Origin of the sequence: Caloranaerobacter longqiensis, from assembly GCF_050286925.1 — a bacterium.
Classification (GTDB): Bacteria; Bacillota; Clostridia; order Tissierellales; family Thermohalobacteraceae; genus Caloranaerobacter.
This window is the reverse complement of record NZ_JBFWFX010000002.1, coordinates 253,279-269,489: the sequence shown is the minus strand read 5'-3', so window position 1 is coordinate 269,489 and position 16,211 is coordinate 253,279. Positions and strand designations below refer to the sequence as shown.

Genomic DNA, 16,211 nt, shown 5'->3' with positions numbered 1-16,211 from the left:
ACCAAAGCTAATACTAACCAATATCGCAGTCAATATTACTGATTATAATAAAAAGAACCTCTTTTGTTTAATTTACTGGTTTACTACTAAATCAAAAGAGGTTCTTTTTTTATACAATTTTCCTAATCACTAACTTGTATTTATCTCTCACTCTACATCTTATCTGGTGCATCAATGCCTAATAATCCTAAACCAGTTTTTAATACAGTTTTTACAGCGAATACAAGTAATAATCTTGCTTTTTGTATATTTTCATCTTCTACAATTATAGGACATTCGTGATAGAACTTATTAAACGCCTGAGCTATATCTACTATATGTCTTGTAATTATAGAAGGTTCATTCTTTTCCATAGCATTTACTATAGCTTCAGGGAATGATTGAAGCAATCTTATAACATCAACTGCTTCCTGATTAGTTAATATTGAATAATCAACATCATTAGTAATATCATATTGTTTTTTGTTTAGTACACTATTTGCTCTTGCATGAGTATATTGAACGTAAGGACCTGTTTCTCCATCAAAGCTCAACATTCTATCCCAATTAAATACAATATCTTTTATCTTATTGTTACTTAAATCGTTAAAAATTACTGCTCCTATACCAACTTGTCTAGCCACTTCATCTTTATTTTCTAAATTTGGATTCTTTTCTTCTATTATTTCTCTTACTTTGTCAATCGCTTTATTTAATAATTCTTCTAATAAAATTACATTACCTTTTCTAGTTTGCATTCTACCTTCTTCTGTGCTTACACGTCCAAAAGGTACATGTTCTAATTTATCCGCCCATTCAAATCCCATTAGTTCAATAACTTTGAACCATTGAGCAAAATGTAAATTCTGTGAATAATCTGTTACATAAAGTGCCTTCTCAAAATCGAATGTTTCTTTTCTATAAATAGCTGCTGCTATATCTCTTGTTGGATATAAAGTAGCACCATCACTCTTTAACACTAAGCAAGGAGGCATATCAAACTCTTCTAAATCAACTACATATGCTCCCTTACTTTCTTTAAGCAGATTTTTTTCCTTTAATAGCTCTATTACTCTATCCATTTTGTCATTGTAAAAACTTTCACCTGTAAAATAATCAAATTTAACTTTTAGTAATTCGTAAATTTTATTAAATTCCTTTAAACTTAAATCTACAAACCAACTCCATAACCTTCTAGCCTCTTCATCTCCGTCTTCAAGTTTTTTGAACCATCTTCTTCCTTCTTCTTCTAATTCAGGATTTAATTCAGCTTCATCATGGAATTTTACATAAAGCTTTAATAAAGTCTTAATAGGCTCTTTTTCTATTTCCTCTTTATTTCCCCACTTTTTATATGCAGTAATTAATTTTCCGAATTGCGTACCCCAATCACCTAAATGATTTATACCAATACAATTATATCCAAGAAACTCATATATTTTATACAGAGAATTCCCTATTACAGTAGAACGCAAATGTCCTACGTGGAACGGTTTTGCAATATTGGGTGATGAAAAATCTATAACAATATTTTTGCCACTACCCATATCTGATGAACCATAGTTTTCTTTTTTTGAAAAAATTTCTTCTAATACAGTTTTAGCCAAAACTTTTTTATCAATAAAGAAGTTTACATATGGTCCAACATTCTCAATCTTCTCAAAATACTCTTTGCCATCTAAAGTTTCTGCTATCTCTTGAGCTATTAGATTTGGAGCTTTTCTAAACGTTTTTGCCAACTTAAAACATGGCATAGCATAATCTCCCATGTCATAATCTGGTGGAATTTCTATTAATGCTTCAACATCTTCTTGGCTTAAAGATTCTACCTGCTCACTAACAATTCGTGCAATCTCTTTTTTGAAATCTATCATTTTAAAACCTCCTTTATATGATTTATGTATTATTTTCCATCAAACAAAAAACTCTCATCTCTTGAAGAGACGAGAGTTAATCCCGTGTTACCACTCTTATTGGCAAGTCTAACTTGCCCACTCTAACCCTTTAACGCAGGGATACGTCTTATCCTACTAAATTTCAGACAGCTTCTCCAGGGTGCGCTTCAGATAAACCTCCATGCCAGGCTTCCACCGTCCCCGGCTCGCTATTACTTCAGTTTATCCTACTCTCCCCTTCAACGAATTTGACTGTTTTTTATCATAATATACCACATTATTTTTTGTAAATCAAGGGGCTTTAAAAAATTATCTTAGTCCTATCTATTGACTTTATATCTTTACATCCTGTTAATATCATTGCCTGCAATAATTCTTTCTTCATCTTGTTTAAAACTGCAGTGACGCCTTCTTCATATCCTCCATATGCTCCAATAATAATAGGCCTACCCAATAATACTGCATCTGCTCCCAGAGCCAACATTTTAAATACATCTACTCCTGAACGTATTCCTCCATCAGCTAAAATAATAATTTTGCCTTTAACAGCATCTACTATCTCTGGAAGTACTTTAGCTACTCCTGGAGTATGGTCTAAAACTCTTCCTCCATGATTAGAAACAACAATAGCTTTTGCACCGACTTGGACAGCTATTTCTGCTTCATCCGGTGTCATAATACCTTTTAATATAAAAGGTAAATCGGTAGATTCAATTAATTCCTTCAATTCAGATTTAGTTTTTGGTCCAACAGGCTGGCCTTTAAGAGCCATAGTTATAAGCCCTGCACCATCTATATCAACACCAATAGCTAGAGGTTTAACTTCTTCTGCTTTTCTTATATTTTCTATAATTTTTTCATTTTCTCTAGGTTTAATTATTGGTATGCCCATTCCATTTACATTTTTTATTCCTTCTAATCCAGTTATATACATAGATAAATCGGCTGTATCCCCTGTCATACCAATCGTTCCAGCTGAAATACTGCCTTTGAGAACTGCTTCAACATACTCTTCTTCTGTTAGTGCTCCACCCATATTAAAACTGTTTCCTGTTACAGGAGCAGATATTATAGGAATATTTAATTTTATCCCAAACAATTCTATAGAAGTATCAGGAGTTTTAGCATCATGAATTGTCCTCATCTTAAGCTGTATCTTTTTTAATTCTTCTACATTATTTTTAAACGATGTACCAGTACCAACTCCACCCATTCCTGGGACTTCACCTGCACAAGCAATGCCATTGCATTCGTTACAAACTCTACAATATCCTTTCATCCTTTTTCTAGCAGTTTCATAAATTTGCTTTATATCCATACTAAACCCCCTAAAATATTTATATAATTATATTACTTATCTGGAAGGAAATCACTACTAAAATAGAACTGCTTACTTAAATCTACTCCATTTATATTTTTAACAACTTGTCCTTCTATTTTAAACATAACGCTCTCATTTCCATCGAAAAATGTTAACGTATTTACTATTGAATCAATAGCAATTTTTGTAGATTGTTCATCCTTTGGCATGTTATCTATAAATTCTTTTGATAAATCAACATATACAACACCATTTTCCTTAGTTAAGCCTAAAAGTTTTGTACCTTCTGGAATTGGTGATATAAAATCTTTAAAACCGTTAAAATTTATTAGATGCTCTAATGCTATCCATTCAATACTTTTATCTTTTAATCTTGGATCATCTGCTTTGATTGTATATTTTTCAGCAAAAATGAACGGAATAGATTTTTGTTTTAAATATAAAACATAGTCTACTTCTTCAACTTTATTCTCCTCAACATTTTCAGATTTAGATTCATTTTTAACTTCCGTAACTGCATTGTCTTTCAAATTTTCTTGATCTTCTTTAATTTTGTCTTTTTTTGAACACCCAACAAATAAAGTTGTTATAAGAGTTACTGTTAATAAAATAGTTATCAGCTTTTTCATATTATCTCCTCCTAATTCAAATTAATTTATTTAGAAATATAATCTAAAAAATCATTTTCTGTGCATACTTTTATACCATTTTTCATAAGCAACTGTGCTGTGATTCCATTGCCTTCCGTTATTTTTCCTGAAAATGTGCCGTCATATATATAACCTACCCCGCATGAAGGACTTTTTGATTTTAATATTGCCAGCCTTGCCCCTACTGCTTTAGCAATTTTTAATGTTTCATATCCTCCTTTTAAAAAATTTTCTGTAACATCAATTCCTTCTTTATTTAATACCCTAATTTCACCATCTTTAATAACTATTTCTGAAGGGACTCTAGGTGTAGGAAGTCCCCCTAACTGTTCAGGGCAGACTAATATTGCTTTTTTACTTTTAAATAATTCATATACTTTTTCATTAAAATTATTTCCTCCATCATATTTACAATTAATTCCAACTAAACATGCACTTATTATAATCATACTCTAACCTCACTTTAGTTCAACTATAGTTACTCCTGTGCCACCTTCACCAAAATTACCTAACCTAAAATTTTTAACATGACGATGCGATTTTAATAGCTGTTTTATTCCCGCTCTTAATACGCCAGTACCCTTTCCATGTATAATAGTAACTTGTTTTAACCCTGCTATATATGCATCATCAAGGTACTTGTCTGTATCAAGTAAAGCTTCTTCTAATGTTTTCCCCCTCAAGTCAAGTTCAGTTTTTATATACTTAGCTTTAGAAGTAATTATCTTTCTTGTTCCAAAATTCTCATCCGTTAGTTCATTATCTTTAGCTCTAGCTAAATTACTAACATGAACATTTATCTTCATAATACCAACTTGCACAACTAAATTTCCATCTTCATCTGGCTCAGACATTACAGTTCCTGTCTGGTTTAAATTAAGTAAAGTTACAGTATCTCCTGGTTTTAAATCTTTCGGTGGTTTTCTGTTCTTTTTGTTCAATAAGTTTTCTGTTAGTTCAGCTTGTAAATTATCAAGCTTATTTTTTAATCTATCATTTGCTTCTTGAATTTTTTTATTCTTCTCTTTATCTATTTCTATAGAAATCTCTCTAAGTTGTTTTATAATATTATCTGCTTCTTCCTTTGCTTCTTTAATAATCTTTTTTGCTTCCTGTTTAGCTTCAAATAATAGTTTTTCTCTCTGTTTATTTAATTTTATTCTCTTTTCATCTAATTCCTTTTTCAATCTGTCTATATCTCTTTTCAGTTTTTCAGATTCCTCTCTATTTTGCTCTATTATTCTTCTGTCTCTCTCAATCTTTGCCAAAACATCTTCAAATTCAATGTTTTCCCTGGAAATAAAATCTTTAGCTCTTTCAATAATAAAATCTTGAAGCCCTAATCTCTTTGATATTTCAAAAGCATTTGATTTTCCAGGTACACCGATTAACAACCTATATGTTGGGCTTAATGTTTCTATATCAAATTCAACTGAAGCATTTTCTACACCTTCAGTTGTCAATGCATAAATTTTCAACTCACTATAGTGAGTAGTCGCAATTGTCTTTGCTCCTATACTATGAAGGTAACTCAATATAGCCATTGCCAAAGCAGCACCTTCTGTAGGATCAGTACCAGCACCTAATTCATCAAACAAAATAAGATTATTAGGTTGTACATTTTTTAAAATTTCTACTATATTTGTCATATGAGAAGAAAACGTACTTAAACTCTGCTCTATACTTTGCTCATCACCAATATCTGCAAAAATCTTATCGAACACAGCAATCTGACTACCAAAATCTGCTGGTACAAAAAGTCCAGACTGCCCCATTAATGAAAGTAATCCAACTGTTTTTAATGTAACAGTTTTACCACCTGTATTAGGTCCTGTAATCACTAAAGTATCAAATTCTTTTCCTATGTGAATATCTATAGGTACAACTTTATCTTTATCTATTAATGGATGTCTACCTTTTTTAATGTTAATATAACCTTCTTTGTTAAGTTCAGGCTTAACCGCTTCCATTTCTAGTGCTAGTTTTGCTTTAGCAAATATAAAATCTAATTTTGCCAATATATCTATATTTGTTTTTATATTGTCTGCTTTTTCAGCTACTAAACTTGTCAATTCGGCTAAAATTCTTTCAATTTCAGCCTTTTCTTTTAGCTTAAGTTCTTTTAACTGATTGTTTAATTCAACTACTGCCATAGGCTCAATAAATAATGTTGCCCCACTAGAAGATTGGTCATGTACTAAACCTGGAAAATTACCTCTGTACTCTTGTTTTACAGGTACCACATATCTATCTTGTCTTATTGTGATAATAGATTCTTGTAAATACTTTCTATAAGTTGATGAATTAATAATTGAATTTAATTTGTTTCTAATTGCTTCATTTTTAGATTCTATTTGCCTTCTTATATTTCTTAACGTTTGACTAGCATTGTCAGATATTTCTTCTTCACTAATAATTGACTCAAAAATTCTTTCTTCTAATTCTCTAAATGTTGACAGTAAATCTACCATATTTTCTATTATTGGATAACTAGAATTTTTATCTTCCTTACTTTTCTTAACAAATGTACTCATTCTCCTAGCTGCTCTTAGAGTATCCGCAATTTTTAACAAACTTCCTGGACTAAGCGAAGCTCCTATCTGTGCTCTTTTTAGTTCAGCATATACATTATGAATGCCAGCTAGAGGAGGTCTTCCTCTTTTGATTATTAGTTTAACAGCTTCATCTGTTTCTTCCAACATCTTCTTTACCTCATAAAAATCATTACTTGGCTTAAGTTTATTTATTAATTCTTTACCTAAAGAGGATTCAGCTTTCTCTAATAACTTGTCTATTATCTTATCATATTCAAGAACCCTTAATGTCTTTTCATTCAATTTATTCACCTACTTTCTCTACATTGTCTAGTATATTTCTATTTTGATTTATTCTAAAGAACTCCTCTATAGTAGTGTCCTTTAGTTAAACCTCTACTCTTTTTAATTTTATTAATAAACTCTATAACATTCTTTTCATTTATATTATTGTTAGCAAACTCATAATACATTGTCTGTATTTCTTTTATATCATCTTCAAATGTAAAATCTAATCTAACCATATCTACTTTACTATCATAAATTTCTTTTAAATTCTCAATAACTACCAGTGGTTGACTGTTATATATTGTAGTAGCTCCACTTTTTCTAATAATCCTAAAAACTTTACCTAACCTGTCTTTTAATCCATAACCATATCTAAACTTACATCTATCACATTCTTTATCTGATAAACACCCTTTAATAATAGAAAATGGACAATATTTGCTTATCATCACGGGCAAATAACCATACCCTATAGTTTCGCAGATTAAATTAGTATTTAGACAAATATTTTTTATCTGATTTAATTTTAGCTCCGGTGATAAAGTAACACTTTTTACACCATATTCTTCAAGAAACTTGAGAGTAAAGCTATTAAATGCATTAATACCTATATCACAATGTATATTAGTATCAAAATTCTCTTTAATATATTTCAGAGTTCCTAAGTTAGAAACACTTATTCCATCAATATTTTCGATACCAATACTTTCAATTTGGCAATTTAAAGTTTCAAAATCTGAACTTGCCAAAATTCTTTCAGTCTGCAAATAAACCTCTTTACCATGTTTTTTTATTTCTTCAATACTTTCATTAATTCCTTCCCAATAACTAATATATACTCTGTCTAACTTATTTAAATCAATTTTTTCAAACTGCTTAAATGACTGTATACTAACACTTATTAACTTATTATTTGTTTTAACGTAAGGTTTACTTTTTCCTATAATATCTTGCATTTTATTTAAAATATCTTTTTCATTTATCTCAATCCTTTCGTTTATTATAGCTCTTTTTTCATTTAATTCTTCTATAGCTTCTCTTCTTAACTTATTCAATACACTAACGGGAATCATAGAATTATTTTCTAATTTTATGTTTATATCTTTAAGAACATAATGAGTTCCACCTAATTTACTTAATTGTTTTATTACTTTTTCTTCTGTAAGATGTATATTTGTTCCTTCTTGCACCTTTTCTTCACTTTCAATTGTAACATAATTACCTCTATCATCCCATAAAAGCATCTTAATAGGATGCCCTATTTTTATCTCAACTTCCATATAAATGTCTATCTTCTTTAATTTATCTCTTTCAGTAAATGATTTTCTTGCCTTTTCTAATAAAAGTACATCAGAAGTCTTATATACCTTACTATTTTTCTTTATATTACCAATTTTCTTTATCTTGGCTACTTCTCCTTTTCTACAAGATTCTACTCGTTTTCCTTTTAAAAAGATAGAATTTACTATAATCCCATTCTTATTACCCTTATTATCAGTTATTTCTATTCCATCTCCTACATTCAAACTATCTTCTAATAAAATGTATATATACTTTTTATCTACATCAATAACTTTCCCAATATATACTCCTCTATTGTCAGGTCTATCTATCGCTACTAAATCTTTACCAAAATCGCCCAGAATATATCCTTTTGTAAACTTTCTATTGAAAATTTGCAATAATTCTTTCTTATCTTCTTTAGAGATTACTTTATCAATTCCGTTATATAAATTATCTAATGCCTTCCTATATTTGCTTACTATAACTGCAACATATTCTGGCCTTTTCATCCTTCCTTCTATTTTCAATGATATAATACCTGCTTTTACTATCTTATTTAAATCTTCTATAGTATTTAAATCTCTAGTACTTAATAAAAATCTTTTATCTAATTCTGAAGATACTATTTGCCCTGTTTCTGAATTAACTAATGTATAAGGCATTCTACACGGTTGTGCACATCTACCTCTGTTACCACTACGACCACCTATTATACTGCTCATTAAGCACTGTCCAGAATAAGAAATACACAATGCTCCATGAATAAATCCTTCTAATTCTATATTAGTTTTATCTTTAATGTACCTAATTTCCTCTAAAGATAACTCCCTACCTAAAACTACTCTAGTAAAACCAAACTCCTCCAAAAATTTTGCTCCGTATTGATTAATAATAGTCATCTGAGTACTTCCATGAATCTCAAAATCAGGTAGTAATTTTCTTACTAAACTAGCTAATCCTAAATCTTGTATTATTATAGCGTCTACATCTATGTTATATAAAAAGGATATATACTCCAATGCCTCTTTAAACTCAGAATCACTTAATAAGATATTGACAGTAACATATACTTTAACATCTTTTATATGTGCATATTCAACAGCTTTTTTTAATTCTTCTCTGTCAAAATTCGATGCATACTGCCTAGCATTAAACATCTTCCCACCTAAATAAACTGCATCTGCTCCATTTTCAACTGCTGCATAAAGTGACTCAATACTTCCAACTGGAGCTAATAGTTCTACTTTTTCTTTCACATGTACCATCTCCTGATAATGTCTTTTAAAGTTAAGTACAAATAAATAAAGAGTAGCTTACTACTCTTTGTTTTTAAGCTTATTAATCTCTATTATAATGTTATCTAAAGACATGTTCAATCTATTTAATTCACTCTTTAATTCCGCAAACTTTTGTTCAAGATATTGAGGGCTGTCTCCATCTTTAAATATCCCTAAATCTTTTCTCCTTAATGGCTCTTCTGCATACTTCTTTATAACACTAAATTTCCCGCAAGCCTCTATTATAGCTTTTTCTACATCACTTTCATCAGCAATTCCTTTTTTTCTTAACTCCTGTCTTAAGTCGTAAATATTAAATTTTTCTTTTTTCATATTTTCCTTTAATAATTTCCCATCTTTAATAAGATAAGTAGGCTTACCATTTATAATATTTGAGATTTTCCTGTTTTTGATTGATATAAAAGATAAAACTATCTCTAATACTGCAATTGTAAATAAAATAAGTACTCCTTCCATAAGTGGCAACTCTTTATCTAATGCTACAGAACTCATTATATGACCAACACCTGTTATAAGTACTATATCAAAAGCACTCAATTCTCCAATAGAACGCTTCCCCATAAAACGAACCATTATAAGTGCTAAAAAATATCCTAAAATAGTCCTCAGTATATATATAAAGTACCCAGAAATACTATTATGCATGAAAATACCTCCACAAATCCTAATTCAAATTATATTTTGTGGAGATAAATACTTTTTATGCAAAAATTTATTTTGTATCAAACGTTCTAATAAATTCTTCTAATTCTTTTTTAGTTTGAACTAGCTCTATTTGTTTTTCATAAAGCTTATTTTGAAGCTCAGTAATAATTCTTTGTGTATTTTGTAATTCTTTTTCCTTCAAATCCAAAGCATGTTCATATTTTTTTATTTTTTTCTGATAGTCACTTAAGTTGTTATTTGCATCATTTAATTTATTACTTAATTCTTCATAACGAGTCTTCATATCTTCAATCTCTGTTTCTTTCATCTTTATAATATTAAGCTTTTCTTCTATCTCATTATCTTTTTCATTTATAATTTTATTTAAATTGTCTACTAAATTCCTGGTTTTATACAACTCATCAGCAATAGTGAACGCTGCAAGAGTTGCAGCCATAGTTTGACTGAGTTTACTGTTTTTTTCTAATATATCTTTAATTTTATTGTCTACATAATTTCCCAATTCCTTAATATATTCTTCAGACTCTTCTCCTATTACTGTATATTCTTGGCCTCTAATTCTAATCGTAACTTTCTTTTTTTCACCCATCAATATCCTCTCCTCTAAGCCATAACTAATATTATATTTCTTTATTAAATATAATATTTCCTGCTATAACTTTATCAAGTTCTATTATATTATCACATAAAATATTAACTTTTTCTATAAAATTAAGCCAGCAATAAAGTATAAAACTTTATTGCTGGCTTTAAATTATCTTAAAGAAGCATCCAATTGCACTTCTAATGCTTTTACTATTCTTTCATGAACCTTTGTTACCTCTTCGTCAGTTAAAGTTTTTTCATAAGACCTGTATGTTATAGAATATGCTACACTCTTTTTACCCTGTGGTATCTGTTTACCCATATATACATCAAACAATTTTACATTTTCAACTATATCGCCACCATTTTCCCAAATTACTTTCTCTATCTCTCTAACCATAATATCTTTATCAACTACTAACGCTATATCACGATTTATAGCAGGATATTTAGGAAGTGGCTTATATTTTTTCTCCAGATTAGTTAAAAACGCTATTATTTCGAAATCTAATTCCGCTATATACAATCTTTCTTTAATGCCATAGTTTTCTAATACTTCTGGATGAATCTCTCCTATCACACCAAGAACATTATTTCCTTTAATTATATTTGCAGTTCTACCTGGATGGAATGTAGCATAGTTTTCTTCTCTAATATATTCACAACCAGTTATACCTAATTTTTTAAGCATTGTATCAACTACACCTTTAATATCAAAGAAATCGACTGAACCATACATTCCTATACAAAGAGTTCTTATTTCATATGGCAGTTCTTCAACAGGTAATTTTTTAGGTATAAAAATGTTTCCTATTTCATAGGCCCAAGCTCTATCTACGCCATAATTATAGTTTCTAGTTAATACTTCTATCATATTAGGAATTAAAGTAGTTCTCATAACACTATAGTCTTCACCTAATGGATTCATAATACGAACGCAATTTCTCTTCATGCTATATTCAGGTAAATTTATCTTATCATAGGCCTTTGGACTTATAAACGAATATGTCGTTATTTCATTTAAACCAAGTCCTTTTAATATATCCTTTGTTATATCTTCAATTTTCCTAATCTTAGATTTATCTCCTCTAGTCAATGTACCAATTAAAGGTTTTGACTGTATCTTGTCAAATCCATAAATTCTGCCTATTTCTTCGATTAAATCTGCTTCAAGTTCAATATCCCTTCTGAATGTTGGGATAGTTACATGAATTTTTTCATTTTCAAATTTAGCTTTAAGCTCTAAACTGTTCAATATTTTTAGCATATCATCTACTTTTATCTCTATCCCAAGTAGATTATTTACCTTTTCTGGCCTTAATGTAATTTCTCTTTCATGAACCTTATCTTCATATATATCAATACTACCTTTTACAACTGTACCAGCACCTATCTCCTCAATTAATTGGCAAACTCTATCGCAAGCCTTACAAGCCAAGTTAGGATCTAAATCCTTCTCAAATCTAGCTGAAGCTTCTGTTCTGAGTCCAACGCCTTTTGAAGTCAATCTTACACTTCGTCCGTCAAAGTTAGCTGATTCTATAAGAATTGTTGTTGTTTCTTCTGAAACTTCACTATTTTCTCCACCCATCACACCTGCAATTGCAATAGGTTTATCCTCATCAGCTATTATGAGCATTGAGTCTTTTAATTCTCTTTCTACTCCATCCAGAGTTACTATCTTCTCTCCTTCTTTCGCCCTTCTTACTATAACTTTTCTTCCATTTATTTTATCAAGGTCAAATGCATGAATAGGCTGACCTAATTCAAGCATAACATAGTTTGTTATATCCACAATATTATTTATCGGTCTAACACCTGCTTCTATAAGTCTTCTTTGAATCCAGGCAGGTGAACTTTCTAGCTTTATATCTTTTACAACTCTAGCATAATATCTTTTACATAAATCCTTATCATGCACTTCAATACCATTTACATAGTCAGCTATATCATCTACTTCTTTGTTTATTTTTATTTCTGGATATTTTAATTCTTTTCCCAAAGTAGCTGCAGTTTCTCTAGCCATTCCCACAATACTTAAACAATCTGGACGGTTAGGTGTTATTTCAAACTCAATTATTTCACCATATAATTCTAATACTTCTTTTATATCTGAACCTAAAGGATATTGTTCAGGTAAAATGTATATACCATCTTTTAATTCTTTTGGTATTAAGTCTTCATCAATTCCAAGCTCTTCAGCAGAACATAACATACCATAAGACTCAATTCCTCTAAGCTTTGATTTTTTTATCTTTAATCCATTGGGAAGTTTAGCTCCTATCAATGCAACCGGTACATAGTCGCCTACTTTGATATTAGTTGCACCAGTTACTATCTGTAACTTCTCTTCTCCCACGTCTATTGTAGTAATAACTAATTTATCTGCATTTGGATGTTTTTCTATATTTAAAATCTTTCCAACTACAACTTTTTCAACGCCTTTATCAACACTTTCAATAGAATCTACGTGTGAACCAGACATAGTCAACTTATCAGCTAATTCTTTTGAGTCAATATCAATATCAACATATTCTTTCAGCCATTTAACTGGTACTAACATAATCTTTCCTCCCTTAAACTATCTTATATTTAAGTAGCACAGTTTCATTAAATACATACTAGAACTGTTCCAAAAATCTCATATCATTTTCAAACAATAATCTAATATTGTTTATTCCATACTTAACCATAGCAATCCTATCGACACCTAAACCAAATGCAAAACCACTATATACTTCAGGGTCAATACCACAATTTTTTAGTACTTTTGGATGAACCATACCGCAACCTAATATCTCCATACTCCATCCAGTGCCATTACAAGCTGGACATCCTTTACCTTTACATTTAAAACATGAAACATCTACTTCTGCACTTGGTTCTGTAAATGGGAAGTAATGAGGTCTAAACCTTACTTTCATATCTTCACCAAATATTTCCCTTACAAACTTATATATTGTATCTTTTAAATTTGCCATAGTTATATTCTTATCTATTACAAGACCTTCAAATTGGTGAAACATTGGTGAATGTGTGTCATCAACATCATCAAATCTAAAAGTTCTACCTGCTGATACTATCCTTAGCGGTGGTTTTACTTGTTTCATAACTCTAATTTGCACAGGGGAAGTATGAGTCCTTAAAAGTATATCATCTGTAATGTAAAATGTATCTGAAGGGTCTCTTGATGGATGATTTTCTGGTGAATTTAGTGCATCAAAGTTGTTATATACTGTTTCAACTTCAGGTCCTTCAACAACGCTAAACCCCATATTCATAAAAACATTTTCCAATTCTTCCATAACACTTATTAGAGGATGTCTGTGGCCTATTATTTTTTCTCTACCTGGCATTGATATATCAATTTTTTCAGCAACTAGTTTTTCTTTTTGCATTTTTTCTTTTAAATCTAGCTTTAGTTTTTCAATTTCTTCTTCTATCATTTCCCTAACTTCATTAGCTATCTTTCCAATAATAGGTCTTTCTTCTTTACTTAAATCTTTCATTCCTCTAAGAACTTGTGTTATTTCTCCTTTTTTCCCTAAAAATTTTATTCTCAATTCTTCTAGTTTTTCTAAATCTGTAACCTTTTTTATTTCATTTAAAGCATTCTCTTTGATTGCATTAAGTCTTTCCTTCATATTTTCTCTCCTTTCATTATTTACTTGAAATAATCTTAATTAATGCTATAGCTAAGAAATATAATCCACTAATTACTAATGAATTTATTAATATTTCTCTTTTAGTTCTTCTATTTTTTCTAAACCTATTTGTTAAATAAGTTATAGTAAAATATGCTATAAAAAACATAAAAGTACTTACTAAATGTACTAACATAACTAATTCCAACTCCCCTTTATACTTTGTAAAAAAATAAACCCCCATCCCAAAGGGACGAAGGTTCTCCGCGGTACCACCCTTATTGCTTGTTAATAACAAGCCTCTCATTTATATAACGGCATAGCCGGCATAAGTCTACTACTATTTCAACTTAGCAGTTCAGGAGTGAACTTCAGTATCCTCTCACCTAGAAATGCTCTCAACCAAAGGCATTTCCTCTCTTAAGGCATCAGATACCTACTCTCTCCATCATTACCATTGACTATATTATATTTTAATACTGAGTTTATCGACAAATTTAATCCAGTACCCAATACCTAATACCTAAACTTTTATCTTATTATAACATGCCATTAATGTATATAACAAGATGACAAATTTCAAGTCTATAGAGCTTTTCTTTGTCTATAAGTTTCATACATTATAACTCCAGATGCTATGGCAGCATTTAAAGATTCTGTTCTTTTCTCTATCGGTATTTTAATTTTATAATCTGACAATTCGATAGCTTCCTTCGAAACCCCCGAACCTTCGTTCCCTATAATCAAAGCAAAATCTTGTCTTAAATCTATATCATAACAAAAATGCTTTGCATCTAATGAAGTAGCTATTATTTTTATGCCAATTTCTTTTAATTTTGTTATGGCTTTTTTTATGCTATCTTCATATGATATAGGCAAATGAAATAATGAGCCCATTGTAGACCTAATAGTTTTAGGATTGAATACATCAACACACCCACTTGTCAACACAATGCCATTTGCCCCAAAAGCATCTGCTGTTCTGATTATTGTACCTAAATTGCCTGGATCTTGTATTTTATCTAAAATTATAATAAAGTTTCCTTCTTTAATAAAAATATCATCTAAATTCACTAAATTAAATTCTATTACAGCTATAATGCCTTGAGGATTCTCTGTATCAGAAATAGTTTTTAATATCTTCTCTGTTATTTTAAACAATCTATATCCTCTTTTATTTATTAAGTTAAACAGTTGTTGCCCTCCAAAAGTATCAAATAGCGATTCTGTATATAAAATTGAATCAATTTTAACATCAGATTTGACAGCCTCTTCTACTGATCTTACACCTTCAACGAAAAATTTTCTCTGTTTCCATCTATCTTTTTTCTTATGAAGTGCCTTAATACTTTTAATCAACGGATTTGACAAACTTGTTATATTAACTTCCATGAAAACACCTCAACTAGCTCTTCTTCTCTAGTTTTCTTAAATCTTCATTATTTCCAATTACTATCAACACATCATCTGCATTTATCACATCATCTGCATAAGGAGAAATATTAATATCTTTACCACGCTTAATTGCCATAACATTTATTCCATATCTTGTTGGTAATTTTAACTCTCTTAAAGTCTTTCCTGCCCATTCCTCCATAGTAGCAATTTCTACTATACTGTAATCTGGAGCTAACTCTATATAATCAAGTATATTAGATGAAACTAGATTATGAGCAACTCTCACACCCATATCCCTTTCTGGGAAAATAACTCTATCAGCACCTATTTTATAAAGTACTTTACCATGTAGTTCACCTTGAGCTTTTGCAATTACTGTTTTAATACCCAGTTCTTTTGCAATAAGCGTTGCCATAATTGATGCTTGTATATCTGAACCAATACTTACAATTGCAACATCAAAGTTTCTTAAACCTAATGTTCTTAGTGCATTTTCATCTATTGCATCGGCTTGGACTGCATGAGTTACAGAATCAGATATTTCTTGAATTCTCTCTTCATTTTTATCGATTGCAAGTACATCATATCCTAGGCTGTAAAGAGTTTTAGCCACACTAGCTCCAAATCTACCACAACCTATAACAACAAACTGTCTCATAATTTTCACCT

General features: G+C 30.1%; 13 protein-coding genes and 2 other annotated features. All 13 genes read right to left on the bottom strand.

The window, feature by feature from the left end:
- Positions 1-152: 152 nt before the first annotated feature.
- The 13 genes from argS to AB4Y15_RS03185 all read right to left on the bottom strand — a co-directional run bounded on the left by argS (position 153) and on the right by AB4Y15_RS03185 (position 16,200).
- Positions 153-1,853 carry an arginine--tRNA ligase gene (gene argS, locus AB4Y15_RS03245; RefSeq protein ID WP_427338428.1) on the bottom strand — a complete coding sequence of 567 codons (1,701 nt, stop codon included), beginning with the start codon at positions 1,851-1,853 and terminating at the stop codon, positions 153-155.
- A 62-nt stretch (positions 1,854-1,915) separates the two neighbouring features.
- Positions 1,916-2,126: a binding site (T-box leader), on the bottom strand.
- 49 nt (positions 2,127-2,175) lie between these two features.
- Positions 2,176-3,192, bottom strand: a complete 1,017-nt coding sequence (locus AB4Y15_RS03240) for an alpha-hydroxy-acid oxidizing protein (RefSeq protein ID WP_427338427.1) — start codon at positions 3,190-3,192, stop codon at positions 2,176-2,178.
- Between the two features lie 32 nt (positions 3,193-3,224).
- The gene (locus tag AB4Y15_RS03235) at positions 3,225-3,824 is read right to left on the bottom strand and encodes a GerMN domain-containing protein (protein ID WP_427338426.1); all 600 of its coding nucleotides are present in this window, start codon (positions 3,822-3,824) and stop codon (positions 3,225-3,227) included.
- A gap of 26 nt (positions 3,825-3,850) precedes the next feature.
- Positions 3,851-4,294, bottom strand: coding sequence for a 2-thiouracil desulfurase family protein (locus tag AB4Y15_RS03230; RefSeq protein WP_427338424.1), 444 nt, complete (start codon positions 4,292-4,294; stop codon positions 3,851-3,853).
- Positions 4,295-4,303: 9 nt separating this feature from the next.
- Positions 4,304-6,682, bottom strand: a complete 2,379-nt coding sequence (locus AB4Y15_RS03225; RefSeq protein ID WP_427338423.1) for an endonuclease MutS2 — start codon at positions 6,680-6,682, stop codon at positions 4,304-4,306.
- A gap of 53 nt (positions 6,683-6,735) precedes the next feature.
- Positions 6,736-9,216, bottom strand: a complete 2,481-nt coding sequence (locus AB4Y15_RS03220) for a U32 family peptidase (RefSeq protein WP_427338422.1) — start codon at positions 9,214-9,216, stop codon at positions 6,736-6,738.
- A 51-nt stretch (positions 9,217-9,267) separates the two neighbouring features.
- A complete protein-coding gene (locus tag AB4Y15_RS03215; RefSeq protein WP_427338421.1) occupies positions 9,268-9,894 on the bottom strand; it encodes a DUF421 domain-containing protein in 627 nt (208 codons plus the stop codon).
- Between the two features lie 67 nt (positions 9,895-9,961).
- Positions 9,962-10,504 (bottom strand): cell division protein ZapA, encoded by a 543-nt coding sequence (locus AB4Y15_RS03210; RefSeq protein WP_427338420.1) that lies wholly within the window; start codon positions 10,502-10,504, stop codon positions 9,962-9,964.
- 165 nt (positions 10,505-10,669) lie between these two features.
- The gene (pheT, locus tag AB4Y15_RS03205) at positions 10,670-13,063 is read right to left on the bottom strand and encodes a phenylalanine--tRNA ligase subunit beta (protein WP_427338419.1); all 2,394 of its coding nucleotides are present in this window, start codon (positions 13,061-13,063) and stop codon (positions 10,670-10,672) included.
- 58 nt (positions 13,064-13,121) lie between these two features.
- Positions 13,122-14,144, bottom strand: a complete 1,023-nt coding sequence (gene pheS / locus AB4Y15_RS03200) for a phenylalanine--tRNA ligase subunit alpha (protein ID WP_427338418.1) — start codon at positions 14,142-14,144, stop codon at positions 13,122-13,124.
- A gap of 16 nt (positions 14,145-14,160) precedes the next feature.
- Positions 14,161-14,388: a hypothetical protein gene (locus AB4Y15_RS03195; protein WP_427338417.1), complete on the bottom strand. Its 228-nt coding sequence runs from the start codon at positions 14,386-14,388 to the stop codon at positions 14,161-14,163.
- A 2-nt stretch (positions 14,389-14,390) separates the two neighbouring features.
- Positions 14,391-14,605: a binding site (T-box leader), on the bottom strand.
- A gap of 124 nt (positions 14,606-14,729) precedes the next feature.
- On the bottom strand, positions 14,730-15,536 hold the full coding sequence (gene rlmB, locus AB4Y15_RS03190; protein WP_427338416.1) for a 23S rRNA (guanosine(2251)-2'-O)-methyltransferase RlmB: 807 nt from the start codon (positions 15,534-15,536) through the stop codon (positions 14,730-14,732).
- Positions 15,537-15,549: 13 nt separating this feature from the next.
- Positions 15,550-16,200: a potassium channel family protein gene (locus AB4Y15_RS03185; RefSeq protein ID WP_427338414.1), complete on the bottom strand. Its 651-nt coding sequence runs from the start codon at positions 16,198-16,200 to the stop codon at positions 15,550-15,552.
- Positions 16,201-16,211: the final 11 nt, after the last annotated feature.

Excerpts from the sequence above, each read along its gene's own strand:
- AB4Y15_RS03230 (WP_427338424.1), bottom strand. The coding sequence starts at position 4,294 with ATGATTATAATAAGTGCATGTTTAGTTGGAATTAATTGTAAATATGAT.
- rlmB (WP_427338416.1), bottom strand. The coding sequence starts at position 15,536 with ATGGAAGTTAATATAACAAGTTTGTCAAATCCGTTGATTAAAAGTATT.
- AB4Y15_RS03210 (WP_427338420.1), bottom strand. The coding sequence starts at position 10,504 with ATGGGTGAAAAAAAGAAAGTTACGATTAGAATTAGAGGCCAAGAATAT.
- pheS (WP_427338418.1), bottom strand. The coding sequence starts at position 14,144 with ATGAAGGAAAGACTTAATGCAATCAAAGAGAATGCTTTAAATGAAATA.
- argS (WP_427338428.1), bottom strand. The coding sequence starts at position 1,853 with ATGATAGATTTCAAAAAAGAGATTGCACGAATTGTTAGTGAGCAGGTA.
- AB4Y15_RS03185 (WP_427338414.1), bottom strand. The coding sequence starts at position 16,200 with ATGAGACAGTTTGTTGTTATAGGTTGTGGTAGATTTGGAGCTAGTGTG.
- AB4Y15_RS03215 (WP_427338421.1), bottom strand. The coding sequence starts at position 9,894 with ATGCATAATAGTATTTCTGGGTACTTTATATATATACTGAGGACTATT.
- pheT (WP_427338419.1), bottom strand. The coding sequence starts at position 13,063 with ATGTTAGTACCAGTTAAATGGCTGAAAGAATATGTTGATATTGATATT.
- AB4Y15_RS03195 (WP_427338417.1), bottom strand. The coding sequence starts at position 14,388 with ATGGGGGTTTATTTTTTTACAAAGTATAAAGGGGAGTTGGAATTAGTT.
- AB4Y15_RS03220 (WP_427338422.1), bottom strand. The coding sequence starts at position 9,216 with ATGGTACATGTGAAAGAAAAAGTAGAACTATTAGCTCCAGTTGGAAGT.
- AB4Y15_RS03235 (WP_427338426.1), bottom strand. The coding sequence starts at position 3,824 with ATGAAAAAGCTGATAACTATTTTATTAACAGTAACTCTTATAACAACT.
- AB4Y15_RS03240 (WP_427338427.1), bottom strand. The coding sequence starts at position 3,192 with ATGGATATAAAGCAAATTTATGAAACTGCTAGAAAAAGGATGAAAGGA.